At 64.6% G+C, this 13,521-nt stretch carries 13 protein-coding genes; 5 read left to right on the top strand and 8 right to left on the bottom strand.

Annotated features, from left to right (window positions below):
- Together B3547_RS08060 and B3547_RS08065 are read left to right on the top strand one after the other, a co-directional pair.
- The coding region (locus B3547_RS08060; protein WP_292961916.1) for a hypothetical protein at positions 1-2,199 on the top strand (2,199 nt) is incomplete at its 5' end.
- 16 nt (positions 2,200-2,215) lie between these two features.
- Positions 2,216-2,788, top strand: coding sequence for a hypothetical protein (locus B3547_RS08065; protein ID WP_292961917.1), 573 nt, complete (start codon positions 2,216-2,218; stop codon positions 2,786-2,788).
- On the opposite strand, the gene B3547_RS08070 is transcribed toward B3547_RS08065, so the two are convergent.
- The 5 genes from B3547_RS08070 to B3547_RS08090 form a co-directional block, all read right to left on the bottom strand.
- A complete protein-coding gene (locus tag B3547_RS08070; protein ID WP_292961920.1) occupies positions 2,789-3,409 on the bottom strand; it encodes a DNA-3-methyladenine glycosylase I in 621 nt (206 codons plus the stop codon).
- Positions 3,410-3,488: 79 nt separating this feature from the next.
- Positions 3,489-4,373: a polysaccharide deacetylase family protein gene (locus B3547_RS08075; RefSeq protein ID WP_292961922.1), complete on the bottom strand. Its 885-nt coding sequence runs from the start codon at positions 4,371-4,373 to the stop codon at positions 3,489-3,491.
- A gap of 76 nt (positions 4,374-4,449) precedes the next feature.
- On the bottom strand, positions 4,450-6,561 hold the full coding sequence (locus B3547_RS08080) for a TonB-dependent receptor (protein ID WP_292961925.1): 2,112 nt from the start codon (positions 6,559-6,561) through the stop codon (positions 4,450-4,452).
- Positions 6,562-6,887: 326 nt separating this feature from the next.
- Complete coding sequence (locus B3547_RS08085; RefSeq protein WP_125956481.1) at positions 6,888-7,235, bottom strand: EthD domain-containing protein; 348 nt, start codon at positions 7,233-7,235, stop codon at positions 6,888-6,890.
- A gap of 93 nt (positions 7,236-7,328) precedes the next feature.
- Complete coding sequence (locus B3547_RS08090; RefSeq protein WP_292961929.1) at positions 7,329-8,366, bottom strand: hypothetical protein; 1,038 nt, start codon at positions 8,364-8,366, stop codon at positions 7,329-7,331.
- A gap of 171 nt (positions 8,367-8,537) precedes the next feature.
- On the opposite strand from B3547_RS08090, the gene B3547_RS08095 reads away from it, so the two are divergent.
- Positions 8,538-9,047, top strand: a complete 510-nt coding sequence (locus B3547_RS08095; protein ID WP_292961931.1) for a MarR family winged helix-turn-helix transcriptional regulator — start codon at positions 8,538-8,540, stop codon at positions 9,045-9,047.
- 51 nt (positions 9,048-9,098) lie between these two features.
- Here the strand turns inward: B3547_RS08095 and B3547_RS08100 are convergent, their stop codons facing one another.
- On the bottom strand, positions 9,099-10,073 hold the full coding sequence (locus B3547_RS08100; RefSeq protein ID WP_292961933.1) for a 3-keto-5-aminohexanoate cleavage protein: 975 nt from the start codon (positions 10,071-10,073) through the stop codon (positions 9,099-9,101).
- A 151-nt stretch (positions 10,074-10,224) separates the two neighbouring features.
- Here B3547_RS08100 and B3547_RS08105 point away from each other — a divergent pair, with 151 nt between their 5' ends.
- Positions 10,225-10,626 carry a nuclear transport factor 2 family protein gene (locus tag B3547_RS08105; protein ID WP_292961935.1) on the top strand — a complete coding sequence of 134 codons (402 nt, stop codon included), beginning with the start codon at positions 10,225-10,227 and terminating at the stop codon, positions 10,624-10,626.
- Positions 10,626-11,384, top strand: coding sequence for an SDR family NAD(P)-dependent oxidoreductase (locus B3547_RS08110; protein WP_292961937.1), 759 nt, complete (start codon positions 10,626-10,628; stop codon positions 11,382-11,384). Before B3547_RS08105 ends, B3547_RS08110 begins: the two co-directional genes overlap by 1 nt.
- 54 nt (positions 11,385-11,438) lie before the next feature.
- Here the strand turns inward: B3547_RS08110 and B3547_RS08115 are convergent, their stop codons facing one another.
- Together B3547_RS08115 and B3547_RS08120 are read right to left on the bottom strand one after the other, a co-directional pair.
- Positions 11,439-12,206 (bottom strand): SDR family NAD(P)-dependent oxidoreductase, encoded by a 768-nt coding sequence (locus tag B3547_RS08115; protein ID WP_292961940.1) that lies wholly within the window; start codon positions 12,204-12,206, stop codon positions 11,439-11,441.
- Positions 12,207-12,336: 130 nt separating this feature from the next.
- Entirely contained in the window at positions 12,337-13,251 is a 915-nt protein-coding gene (locus tag B3547_RS08120) for a LysR substrate-binding domain-containing protein (RefSeq protein ID WP_292961942.1), read from the bottom strand.
- Positions 13,252-13,521 lie beyond the last annotated feature (270 nt).

A 13,521-nucleotide genomic window follows, 5' to 3' on the forward strand; every position in this document is an offset into this window, starting at 1 on the left:
ACGATCCCGGGCCGCGACGAATTCCGGGGCACGGGCGGTTCGCTCTATTACCTCCAGCGCCGCGACGTGACCGTGGGATCGGAACGGCTGGCGGTGGAAGTGCGCGACCGGATCACCGGCGTGGTGCTTTCGCGCCGCAGCCTGCAGGCGCAGGAAGACTACAGCATCGATTACTTCCAGGGGCGGCTTACGCTGCTCCAGCCGCTTTCGTCCTATGCCGCCGATGGTGCGACAGTGCGCGATGGCACGGCTTCGGCGGGCGTGCCGGTGCTGGTCGCGAACTACGAATACACCCCGGCGGTGGGCGATGTGGGGGGCTATACCGTGGGCGGCCGCGCCGCCGCGTGGATCGGCAATACGGTGCGCCTGGGCGTGACTGGCCAGCGCGAGACCACCGGCACCGCGGACCAGACGCTGCTGGGCACCGATGCCACCGTGCGGTTGCATCCGGGCACTTATGTGAAGGCGGAAGTCGCGCAGACCGAAGGGCCGGGCTTTGGCCAATCGAACTCGGTCGACGGCGGCCTCACCTTCGCCAGCTATGGCGCGACCGGCAGCGCCAACGTGAAGGCCATGGCCTATCGCGCGGAAGTGGCGGTGAACTTCGCGGAACTGGCGGGCGGCAAGCCGGCGGACGCTGGTGGAACCGGAATCGATAAGGGCAAGTTCTCCGCGTGGTTCGAGCATCTCGACGCGGGCTTCGGCGCCAACGCGCAGCTGACGGCCAGCGCCACCGAACGCTGGGGCGCGCAACTGGCGCTGCCGATCGGCAGCCGCACCGCGCTGGCGGCCAAGGTGCAGCATCTGCGCACCGATGCGGCCGGCACCCGCACGGTCGGTTCGGCGGACGTGACGCAGCGGCTGGGCGGCGGTTTCACGCTGGCCGGCGGGCTGCGCTACAGCCAGGACGCGGTCGGGCTGGCCTACAACAGCACCGAAAGCGGCAAGCGGACCGACGCCGCGCTGCAGCTGGGCTACAAGCCGGAGCACGGCAAGTGGTCGGTCTATGGCTTCGGGCAGGCGACGCTGGACCGCGACGCCGGCCGGCGCGGCAACAACCGCGCGGGGCTGGGCGGAAAGGTGGAGCTTTCCGACCGGCAGTCGCTGGCGGCCGAAGTATCCGAAGGCGACGGCGGGCTGGGGGCGAGCGCCACGCTCAACCATCGCTATGGCCGGGGCTCGGAAACTTACCTCGGTTATGCGCTCGTCACCGACCGCGTCGACCAGGGGCTTGAGCCTTCCACCAGCTTCACCCGCACCAATCGCGGCACGCTGACGCTGGGGGCGCGGCACCGGTTTTCCTCCGCGCTGTCGATCCACGGCGAAAACAAGCTGGGCCACGGCGGCACCGCGCCCAGCCTGACGCGCAGCTTCGGGCTGGACTGGACACCCACGGAGCACTGGTCGTTCTCCGGCTCGTTCGAAAACGGCCATATCGACGATGTGACGACGGGCCGCTTCCGCCGCACCGCCGCCACGTTCGGCGTGGCCTATACCAGCAAGGGCGTGCAGTTCGGCACCAACGTAGAAGGCCGGTTCGAGCGGGGGGCGGGGCGCAGCCAGAACGTGTGGCTGTTCCGCAACCATGCCTCGGTCATGCTCAACCCGGACTGGCGCGCGCTGGCGCGGCTGAACTTCGCCATCGCGGACAACACCACCGCCGATGTCAACGCCGCCGACTATGTCGAAGGCACGGTCGGCTTCGCCTATCGCCCGGTGGCGAACGACCGGCTCAACCTGCTGACGCGCTATACCTACCTCAAGGACATGGGGCCGGTGGGGCAGGTGACGCAGGGCGGGCAGATCGGCAGCCCCAAGCAGAAGAGCCAGATCTTCGCGATCGACGCGAACTACGATCTGACGCGCACGCTGACGCTGGGCGGCAAGTATGCCTTCCGCAAGGGCAGCGTCTCGCTCACGCGCGACAGCGATACCTATGTCACCAGCAACACCTGGCTGGGCGTGGCGCGGATCGACTGGCGGCTGGTGCGGCAATGGGACGTGCTGGTTGAAGGACATTACCTGTCCGCCGACCGTGCGGGCGATCACCGCTGGGGCGGTCTGGCGGCGGTCTATCGCCATATCGGCAACAACGCGAAAGTCGGCGTGGGCTACAGCTTTTCCGACTTTTCCAGCGACCTTTCGAACCAGAGCTACACGAGCAAGGGCGTGTTCGTGAACCTGCTGGGCAAGTTCTGATGCGGGGAGAGCGGGGATGAAGACCATGCGTTCGTGGATCGCGGCTGGCTGCGTTCTGGTCGGCGGCCAGATGGCACCGATGTCGGTGATGCCAGCACAGGCAGCGCCGATCGAGCAGTTGCGCTGCATCGACGACCGGCTGAACGAGCGCCAGCGGGCGGATATCGCCGGGCTGTTCGCGCAGCAGCCGGATGATCCCGCGGGCCGCGTGAAGACTGCCCAGGGTTCCGCCGCCGCATCGCGCGACATGACGCTGGCGCTGGCCAGTTGCACCGCGCGGTTCGGCTGGAGCAGGGCGGCGCAGGACGCGGCATCGCGCTATCTGGTGGAGATTGCCCGCCTGGCGCGGATCGCGGTGGACCATGGCGCCACCTGGAGCGCGGCCATGGAACGGTACGCGCCGCTTGCGGCCAAGCGGCTACCCGACGGAAAAGACGTGGAAGAGCATCTTCGCGCGCAGATCGTGGCAGGGGCCATCGCCAACGGCAGCGGGGCGATCCGCGCGGAGCAGGGAGACGCTGTGATCGCCTATCTGCACGGCTGGCGCGACGTGGATCGCGCGCGCGGGGCTTTTGCCGGCGTGAAATGATCAGCGCGCCGGGGCGGACGGGGCAGGGCGCACGAAGTGCGCCCGCGCCTGTTCCGCTTCGGCATGGATCGCGCATTCCTGCGCATGGTCGTTGATCAGCCCCATCGCCTGCATGAAGGCGTGGACGGTCGTCGGGCCGACGAACTTCCAGCCCCGCTTCTTGAGATCCTTCGACATCGCGATCGACGCGGGCGAGGTGGAAGCGAGGTGAGGGACCGCTTCACCCCGTGGTTCGAAGCTCCAGACATAGGCGGCGAGCGAGCCCTTTTCGTCGATCAGGTCCAGCGCGCGGCGGGCGTTGTTGATCACCGCCTCGATCTTGCCGCGGTGGCGGACGATGCCGGTATCCTGCAGCAGCCGTTCGACATCGCCTTCATCGAAAGAGGCGACGCGCGCGAAATCGAAGCCGTGGAACGCCGCGCGGAAATTGTCGCGCTTCATCAGGATGGTGCGCCAGCTCAAGCCGGACTGGAAACCTTCGAGCGAGAGCTTTTCGAACAACCGCCGATCGTCCTCCACGGGGAAGCCCCATTCGCGATCATGATAGGCGATGTACTCCGCCGAGGCCGCACACCAGCCGCACCGTGGCCGTCCGTCGTCGTCCGTTGTCAGACCGACCATTTCTCCCGCTCTCCATCATCCCGAATCACGTCAATGTTCTTTCTATGTTCCATTGACGCGCCGGATGCAAATCCGCCGATCAGGCACGTTCCATGGCATCCCGGTACCAGCGATTGATTTCGCCGCCGGTTGCCAGCCATACACCGTCGTGACGGGCAATGTATTCCAGCGCCTGCTCGATGTGTTTCATGCGGAACGGATGCCCCGACACGGGGGGATGAAGCGAGATCGACATCACTTTCGGCAGCGTTTGCGCTTCGTGGTACAGCACATCGAACTGATCCCGGATGATCTGGCCGAAACCGGCGGCGGATTCGCCCTTGCCCAGTATGGTCGGCACGTCGTTGACCTCGACGGTGTAGGGCAGGGTCAGCAGCGATCCGCCCGTGACGCGCAGGGGCACGGGCAATTCATCGTGCGCGTAGTTTGACAGGTATTCGATACCCTCTTCGGCCAGGATGTCCGGCGTCTCGACGCTTTCGGTCATGCACCAGCTGATCCAGCCTTTGGGGCGCTGCCCGGTCTCCTGCTCGATCGTGTCGAGCGTCGATCGGATGAAGCCGCGCTGCCGGTCCGGTGTCATGTCGATCATCAGGCCCTGATTGTGGTCGCCAAGCCCCAGCCATTCCCAGTTTCGTTCGTTTCCGGCGGCGATGACCTGCGGGTATTCCCGGCATACATCCGTGCTGAGATGGGCGGTGGCGCGGAAGCCGTGCCGGTCCATCGCGGCCATCAGGCGCCAGATTCCGACGCGGTGGCCATAATCGCGCCAGCCATGGTTCAGGATGTCGGGAACGAGATGCGTGGTGCCGGGATAGATCGCGTGGCCGGGCGCCGTGGTCAGGAACGGGACGTGTTCCAGGTTCACGTAAAGCAGCACGGCCAGGCGCTTGCCGTCCGGAAAGGGAATGGGCTTGCGCTGCGTGATCGGCGTGAAATCGTAACGGGGCGATTGGGTGAGCATGGTCCTCTCTCCCGCATGAAGATGGCCGCCCGGGCGCGAACCCGGGCGGCACCCCCTCAAACGTGTTGCTCGTGTCTCAGAAGTTTGCGGTAACGCGCGCGCCGAACGTGCGCGGTTCCTCAAGATAGGCGGTGCCGGGGCCGGGAATGCCGGCTGCCGCCGATGCGGCGATAACCGCGATGTTGCTGATGTTCTTGATCCACAGGCCCGCGCTCCAGCGGTCGTTCTCGGCATAGTAGGTCAGGGTGGCGTTGGCCTTGGCATAGGGCCGCTGGCGAACGCCGAGGCTGTGCGCATAGTCCGCCCACCACTGGCTTTCATACCGGGCGTCGGCCTGCGCGCGGATATAGCCGGACTTCAGGCGGAAATCGTGGCTGACGCCGCCGCTGATGGTCCAGTCGGCCGCATAGGGCGGGTTGAGACCGTTGTAGCTCGTTCCCAGCGGCGTCACGAAGTTCTTGTTGCGGGCGTGGACGTAGCTGACCGACAGGTTGATGCGGTTGTCGCTGTCCGGCTGATAGAGAATATCAAGCTGGTTGCCGGGGATCGTCACCTTCGCCGCATTGAAGATGGGATTCAGGATCGCGTTGACGTTGATCGCCTGCAACTGGAGGTTGCGGTAATCGTAGTAGAAGAATTCGTCATTGATCTGCAGCGTGTTGTCCAGCAGCCGCGTCTTGATGCCGGCGGTGATCGCCTTCAGCGTGGCAGGCCGCACCTCTGCATTGTTGAGCGGGGTGGACTGGAACTCGTTGTAGGTGCCCGGCTGATACCCCGTCTGGTACGTGACATAGGCCATGGCATGCGGCGCCACATCGTATTCCACGCCGATCTTGTAATCGAACCGATGGTACTTCTTCGAGAAGCGGTACGTGGAAACCTGGTCCAGCGGGGTGATGCCGTTGCCCTGGCGATCATCCACGCCATAGCGGCCACCGACCGTCAGGCGCAGCGCGTCGCTGAAGCTGTACGTCGCCTGTCCGAACACCGCCGCCCCCTGCAGCCGGTTGCGCTGCACGTTGCTGATGAAGAACGCGCTGGGGAAGCCATAGAGGAAGACGGCCGATCCCGAATTGACGGTGCGGTAGGCATAAAGGCCCGCCAGCCATTTCAGGTTCGAGGACGAGCCGGACAGGCGCAGTTCCTGCGTGACTTCCCGGTATTCGGCCGACTGGCGTGCGGGCAGCGCGCCCAGCCAGTAGTTGCGGATGTCGGACTTGAGATAGAGGTAGCCCGGGATGTAGCTGAGCGTCAGGTTGTTGCCGAGTTCGAGATCGACCTGCGCGCCGCCGGCCCAGTTGTGGAACGTCTGGTCGGGCGCGACTGGCTGGCCGAACGGGGCAAGCGCGGCCAGGCTGCCTTCGCGCTTGTCGTTCCAGGGGTTCGACGTCAGGAACGTGTTCTCGCTGTAGCCGCCCGTGGCCGGATCGAAGCCCTTGTTGACCAGATTGGGCGTGTGCCCGTTCTTCTGGACGGTGTAGCCCCACAGGTAGACGCTGAGGTTCGAGCCGGGCTTGTAGAGCAGGCTGAGACGCGCGCCGAAATCGTTCTTGGAATCCGCGCCGGACTTCATCACGCCGTTGCGGTAGGTGTAGTCCACCGCCGCGCGGATCGCGAGGTCCGACGACAGCGCGAGGTTCTGGATCGCGGTGGCATGGGCTAGGGAATAGTTGCCGCCTTCGAGGATCAGCTTGGTTTCGTTGTCCTGCGTCGGGCGCTGGAACGAGACGTTGACGGTGCCGCCGATCGCACTGCGGCCGTAAAGCGTGCCCTGCGGCCCGGGCAGCGCTTCGAGCTGGGCAATATCATAGAGCGGGACGCTGGTGGCTTCGCGCGGGATGTAGAGCCCGTTGAAGTTGAACGACACGCCTTGTTCGATATTGGCGAAATCGGCGTTGGAGCCGACACCGCGCAGGAATACCTGCGTGGAGTTGCCTTCCTGCTGGAAGCGTGCGCCCGGCACCAGTGTCTGCACAGCGCGCAGATCGGCAACGCCGGTGCTGACGAGTTGCTCCCCTGTCACCGCGGTGACGGCGGCGGCCGTCTTCTGGGCGCTTTCCGATCGTTTTTGAGCGGTGACGACGATTTCGCCGATACCAGCGGAGGCACCGTCCTCTGCTTCTGCCGCGTTCGCCTGTGGTGCGGTCTGGGCCTGAGCGGAGGCGGTGCCGTGAATCGTCAGGGCCATTGCGCTGACAACGAATGCAGAAATTGTGCGAGAAGCCATCTCGATCCTCCCATCCATGGTGTCCGCCCCGGACTGGCTTGTTCTCTCCGGTAGGCGGTTTCGCGGCGCGCAGGCGGCGTGACATCGCCATTCCCGCTCTCCGACAATTACATTTATATAAAGGTATTATGAGTCGCGCAATAACTTTTATATAGTGGTAATATGCAGCGTTGGCTTTCTGCCAAGTAGCAATGCAAATAGTTGATATTAATTGATTTATATTAGATGTCGGCATGGCCCTCCGATCGATGGCTCGGAAGGTGCTATCCCGCCGTCGGCGCCATGGCTCAGACGACGCGGTTTTCCTCGGTGATCATGAAACTGCAGTTCGCGATATCGGCGAAGTTCGGCTCGTCGGGCTTGACGTTGGCGACGTAGTCCGGGTCGGTATAGAACGCCTGCATCTGCTGCAGATCATCGAACCAGAGTTCAACAAGCGCGTCATAGCGCACCGCGCTGCCATCATGCGACTGGTGCTCGTCCGGCTGTACGAAGCTTTGCACGTATCGGCGCACGTAGACGCTGCTGGCGGGGCAGGCCCGGACCAGCGCGGCATGGTGCGTCGAGAGGTATTCGCGGAACTGTTGCCGGGTAAGCGCGGGATTGCGCCGCACCAGAATGGCGAGTTTCAGCATGGCATTTCCTCTCCGGCGGATGGTTGTGGTCTTCACCGGCGCGGAAGGGCGAGGCCTATGCCTCTTTTCCCGACCCGCGCCGGCCCGCCTTTATCAGTCCTGATAAGCGTATTCGCTGGTTTCGATCAGGCGCGCGTGCTGCCGCGCGGCGTCGGTCAGCCGCATGGTCTGCCGCACTTCGAGCAGCCATGCCTGATAGCCCGCCGGTACATCCTCCACAGGCCCATGGTGCGTGACGCCCTTGGGCACCCAGGTGACGGTGCCGGGTTCGCTGATCCCGCCCCACGCGCCGGGGCCTTCGGCAAAGAGGATAATCTCGTCATAGTCGGCGTTGACGTGGACCGGCGGGCGCGGCCCGGGCCGCGCGCTGAGCGTGAAGGCCATCACGCCGGTATCCACGGTCGACAGGAACTGCGCCGGGGGACCGCCACGTTCGCCATAGGAAACCGGCACGATATCCCGCAGGTTCAGCGCCCATACCGGGGGCGGGCCGCCGACTTGCGCCAGCGCGCGGATCGGGTCGTGAACCATGTCGAATTCGGTCACGCCATCGAACGTGCGCAGACACAGCCTCGTCGTTCCCTGGGTGCCTTGCGGATCGATCGACGGCTTGCGCACCGCCTTGCCGAAATTGATCATGCCGAATGGCGCGGGCGTATCGAAGCGCAGCGGATCGGGGCTGGTCAGGATGAGCGCGGCATAGTCCTGCGATAGCGGGTCGATACGGTAGGTGATCGAGCGGGGGATATGCACGAAATCGAGCGGCCCGGCCTCGAGCGTGCCGAAATCGGTGACGAAACGCGCCGATCCCGCCTGGACGAGATGCAGTTCGTCGCCTTCGGTATTGCGCAGCGCGTAAGGCATCGGCTGGCGCCGGCGCGACACCGCGAGTTCAAGGCCGTTGCGCGCCACCAGGACCGGCGTGGGCAGTGCTTCAGCATCGGACTGGTCCTGCGTTTCGATGGCGAGGAGGTTGAAACGGTGGGGAGCGTGCGGGCCGCGGACCGAGCGATACGTGGGCGTATAGTCGTTGCGCAGCGCAATCGCGTTCGATCCGGTGAATCCGTCGCGGCTCCACAGATTGGGCGTTGGCGCACCGGCGGCGGGATGGGCGTGATCGCTGTCTGACATGAGTCGTTGCCTCTCCTGAAAAGTATTTATATAAAAGTATATTCGCAGTGCATTCGTCCGTCAACGCTTCTGTGATCGCCCCGGTGGCGGCCATGCGCAAATCGGCCTAGGAACAGGAAACACAATATGATGAACGGGGCAGCCGACAAAAGCTCCAAGGCAGGATCAAGAATGGTGACGGACAGCAAGGCGGACTCCGCCGGGAACACGAAAACCGAGGAACCGCAGGAAAAAGTCGCTCTCCCGCCTGAAAGCAGCGTGGCCTTCCAGATCCGGCGGGCGCACCTGGCGTTCGATCGCCTGTTGAGCATGCGGCTGGCCCGGCACGGGATCAAATCGGGGTACTACAACTATCTGCGCGCGCTCTGGATCAAGGACCGGGTGACGCAGCGCGACCTCAGCGATGCCACGCGGGTAACCGAAACCACCACCGTCGCCCTGCTGAAAGGCATGGACGGCGAAGGGCTGATCGAGCGGGTCCGCGATTCGGTCGACAAGCGCAAGATCCTGGTCACGCTGACGCCGCTGGGTCGCTCGCTGGAGCCGGAAATCCTGCCGCACGCCGCCGAATTGAACGAGATTGCCACGCGGGGAATCGATGCCGCCGAAATCCGTACCTTCATCAAGGTTGCCCGCAAGATCGCGGCCAATCTGGAAAAGGCATTCGGGGAATCCGACTGATCGTGCGCAAGCTGCCCTGACGGCGCCCGGTTGGGCGCCGTCAGTCGCGCGTCATTTTTGTGGCAGGCCGACAAGGCCGCGGTAGTAGTTGGCATTGCCGGGCGTGCGGCCCAGCAGGCCCGCGATGTCCTTGGCCATCGTGAACATCTCGAGATTGCTCTTGAGTTCGACGTTCTGGTTGGGGAACTTCCAGGGCGTGTCTTCCACACCGACACGGATGTGGAGACCCATCATCGTCGCCAGTGTGGTCATGTACAGCGTGGAACGGCCGGCGGCGCATACCGAGATCACGCTTTCGGGATCGATCTTCCGGATCTGGTCGACCATCAGGAACAGGTGCTGCGCCATTTCCTGCGCGTCGCCGACCGAGGTGCCCGATGCGAGCGAGCGCCCCACGTTGAATGGCAGGCCATAGAGGATCAGCCAGTTGTAGGGCTTCTTCAGAATCCCGGTCTCGATCAGCTTGCGGCGGGCCAGTTCGATTTCGCCGCTGTGATGGACGGCCAGCTCCGGCTTCACGCCCAGTTCCTCCATCGCGCTGACCGCCGGGATCATGAACGCGTCCGGGTGCCCCGGCGCGCAGGGGCAGGCTTCGGCAAGGCCCGCGCGGGCGGGGCTGAGACAGACGTCGAACGTCGTGCCGTTGAGCACGTTGAGGTTGGGCACGAAGTTATTGCCGAAGCGCTTGCGCAGCGGCTCGATCACGGCGGTGTAGGCATCGACCGGGGGCAGATCGCGATCGAGGCGGCGGCCATGCTTGTCCGTCACCCAGGTGAAATCGATGTGAACGCCGCAGGCGCCGGCCTCGATCACTCGCGATGCCTCGTCCACGTAGTCTTCCAGCGAGGTGGGGTTGGCGGCATCGGCCGAAGCGCCTTCGGTGAAGCGGCCCGACACAGCGACGTTGATCGCGATCGATTCGGGCACGGTCCACTTCGGCTGCACGTCCGCCGAGGAGACGAACTGGTACTCTTCCATTTCGCGCTTGGCGGCTTCCCACAGCGGCAGCGGGGTGATCTGATTCATGATCGTTCCTCTCGAGGTATCCATGGTTTTGGGGATGTGTGTGATTGACACGAAAAACACCTTTATATAAAAGTAAAACATCGGTCAAGCCCACTCCCGGAAACTGCCCCGAAGGGCAGGGCCACAGCCGATCGGAGAGAGGAAAAACGAAATGGCGTATCAATGGGTTAAGGATTTTTTCACGGCAGCCGACTCGCTGGACGTCGAGCGCTTCTGTGCGGCCTTGCCGCGGGACATCGTATGGCGCTTCGCGAATTTTCCGACGGCGCGCGGGATCGGGGAACTGCGCGTGCAGTACGAAATGGTCGCGCAGATCCTTGAAAGCATGCGGCACGAGATCGTAGGCATCTGGGACGCGGGCGATTGCGTGACGGCCGAAACGCGCGTGTTCTATGTCGATGTCCACGGGCGCGAGTTCGATTGCCCCGGGTGCGACGTTTTCCTGCTGCGCGATGGCGCGTTGGCGGAAGTGCGGATTTTCGTCGACAACCATGTGCTGTTCACGCCCCCCACCGGCACCGAGCCAGCCGTGCTTGGCGAAGGAGTCGCGTGATGGGGCGGCTGCAGGACAAGGTTTGCCTCATCACCGGAACCGGCGGCAGCATGGGCCGCGCCGCCGCGCTGTCCTTCGCGCGCGAAGGAGCGCGGATCGTGGGCTGCGATGTCAACGTCGAGCGTGCCGAGCAAACGCGGGAGGCGGTACGCGCCGCCGGTGGCGAGATCGTGTCGCTGCACCCGTGCGATCTGACCGACGTGGCGAATTGCGAGGCGCTGGTCGATCTCGCTGTCCGGACCTTCGGCGGGATCGACGTTCTGTTCAACAACGCCGCCATGGCCTACTTCGGGCCGGTGCCCGATCTTCCGCTCGACGACTGGCACCGCACGATCAACGAGGAAGTCCATCTCGTCTATTATCTCGTGCGCGCCGCCTGGGCGGAGCTGGTCCGGTCATCGGGCGTGATTGTCAACACCGCCTCGATTTCCGCGCACCAGGCCTATCGGCCCTTGCCGGCGGTTTCGCACATGGCCGCGAAGGGTGCGATCCTGGCGATGACGCGGCAGCTCGCCATGGAAGGCGCCCCGCATGGCATCCGCGCCAACACCATTTCCCCCGGGCTCGTGGCGACGCACCAGACCGTCGATGTGCTGGGCAATGCCGACCTTTCGCGCCAGATGACCGAGCAGATCATGCTGGGCCGCCCCGGCCGCCCGGAAGAAATCGCGGCGGCGGCACTGTTCCTCGCATCGGACGAAAGCAGCTTTGTCACCGGCGCCGATCTGCGCGTCGATGGCGGAACGACAGCCTGGTAACGGATGACGACACGAAGAGGCCGGACACGACGTCCGGCCTCTTCGGAACTGATGTCAGATGGCCAGATAGCCGCCATCGACCGGGATGCCGGCGCCGTTCACGAACGAGGACTGGTCGGACAGGAGCCAGACCGCTGCATCGCCGATCTCGCCCGGCCGGCCGAAGCGGCCGATCGGATGGCGATCGCGCAGCTTGACGAGGAACGCCTTGAAATCGGGATTCTGCGCCAGCGCGTCGATCACCGGCGTCTGGATGATGCCGGGCAGGATCGCGTTCACGCGGATTCCTTCGGCGCCATAGTCGGCCGCAGCGGCGCGGGTAAGCCCCATCACGCCATGCTTGGCGGCGACGTATTCGGAGGCGTTGGCGATGGCGACCTCTCCCAGCGACGAGGCCGTATTGACGATCCTGCCGCCACCGGTCTCCAGCATCGCCAGCACCTGGTACTTGATGCACCAGAACACGCCCGAAAGGTCCACGCGGATGGCGCGGTCCCATTCTTCGGTGGTCACTTCGTGCAGGCGCTTGCCGGTCTGGACGATGCCGGCGTTGTTGAACGCGCCGTCGATCCGGCCGTGCCGCGCGACGATGGCCGCGATCAGCGCGGCGACATCGCCTTCCACGCCAACGTCGGCGCGCAGGAACGATGCCTGTCCGCCTTCCGCCGCGATCTCGGCCAGTACCGCCTGTCCCTGTTCCGCGTTGATGTCGCTGATCACGACGTGCGCGCCGGCCGCCGCGATCCGATGCGCGCTGGCACGGCCGATGCCGCTGCCCGCGCCGGTGACCAGCACCACTTTGCCTTCCAGTGCCCTGCTCATTGCCCTGTCCATCCTCCGGTTCATTGTGATTGGTGTTATGCAAGCGTATCGGGCTCGATATTATACCTTTATATAAAAGTAAAGTGCTCTGGAGAGGGTTCTGTCCGCACAAGAGCAAGTGCGGCATCGACTATCCCGCCAGGGGCAGGGCCGGATCGCTTTCCACGTGCTCCAGAAAGCGCCGGATTATCGGCGTTTCCATGCCGCGCCGCCACGCGAGCCCGAACCGGACCGAGCCGAGCGCTTCCGGCGCGCTGCCCAGGTTGAGCGGGCGAAACGAGACTCCCCGCATCCGCAGCCGTTCGGCCGAAGCGGGCAGAATCGCCACGCCTTCGCCGCAGGCGACGATGCCCACGACGGCCTCGGTCGTGGGCGCCTGATGCACGATGTCCGGCGCAAAGCTGGCGAGGCTGCACAGCGCCAGCAGGTCGGCATGGAAGTTGAAGCCGCGCGTGGGCTCGTATGTAACGAACGGGGACGAGGCGAGCTGGCCGATCGTGATCGCGCTGCTATCCGCCAGCAGGGGATGGCCAGCAGGCAACGCCACGATCAACGGTTCGGCATAGACGAAGCGGGTGGCGATCATCTCGTCGAACACCGGCAGGCGCAGGATACCGATGTCGATCACGCCTTCGCGCAGGGCCTCGATCTGGTTGAGCACGGGCATGGCGCGAAAGCCGATCAGCACGTCGGGCGCAATCTTGCGGAAGCCGGCGACGAGCGACGGTAGTAGCGAATAGACGGTGGAGCCGCCGAAGCCGAACGTGAGCGTGCCACTATAGCCGGCGGCGGTGCGCTGCGCCCGATGCCGGCCTTCCTCGATCATCGCCAGCGATCGCCGCGCGTCTTCCACCATGCTGGCGCCGGCCGGCGTCAGCGCCACGCGATGCTTGTCGCGATCGAACAGCCGCGCGCCGATATCCGTTTCCAGATCGCGGATGGCGCGGCTGAACGGCGGCTGCGACACGTTGCAGCGGGCCGCCGCGCGGGTGAAGTTCAACTCTTCCGCCAAGGCGATCAGGTAGCGCAGTTGCCGCAGGTCCATGTGATACCCCTTTGGTATTGCCAATGATCCCATAATGTATTTCCGATCTAAGCGGCAAGAAGCGATGAAGCCCCCGCGACCAATGCGGAGAGAGCGGATGAGCGAGAGAATGGTGCGGCTGGAGTTCGATGCGCTGGCACCGCGCTTGCAGGAAATCCTTGAGGCGCGGGTCGCGCGGCTTGGCTACCTTGGCGAATTCTTCAAGTGTTCGGGCGTGCAGCCGGCCATTCTCGCGCCGTTCATGGAAATGACCGAGGCGCTGAAGAAGGC

This window comes from Novosphingobium sp. UBA1939 (assembly GCF_002336885.1).
In the GTDB taxonomy this organism is placed as follows: domain Bacteria; phylum Pseudomonadota; class Alphaproteobacteria; order Sphingomonadales; family Sphingomonadaceae; genus Novosphingobium.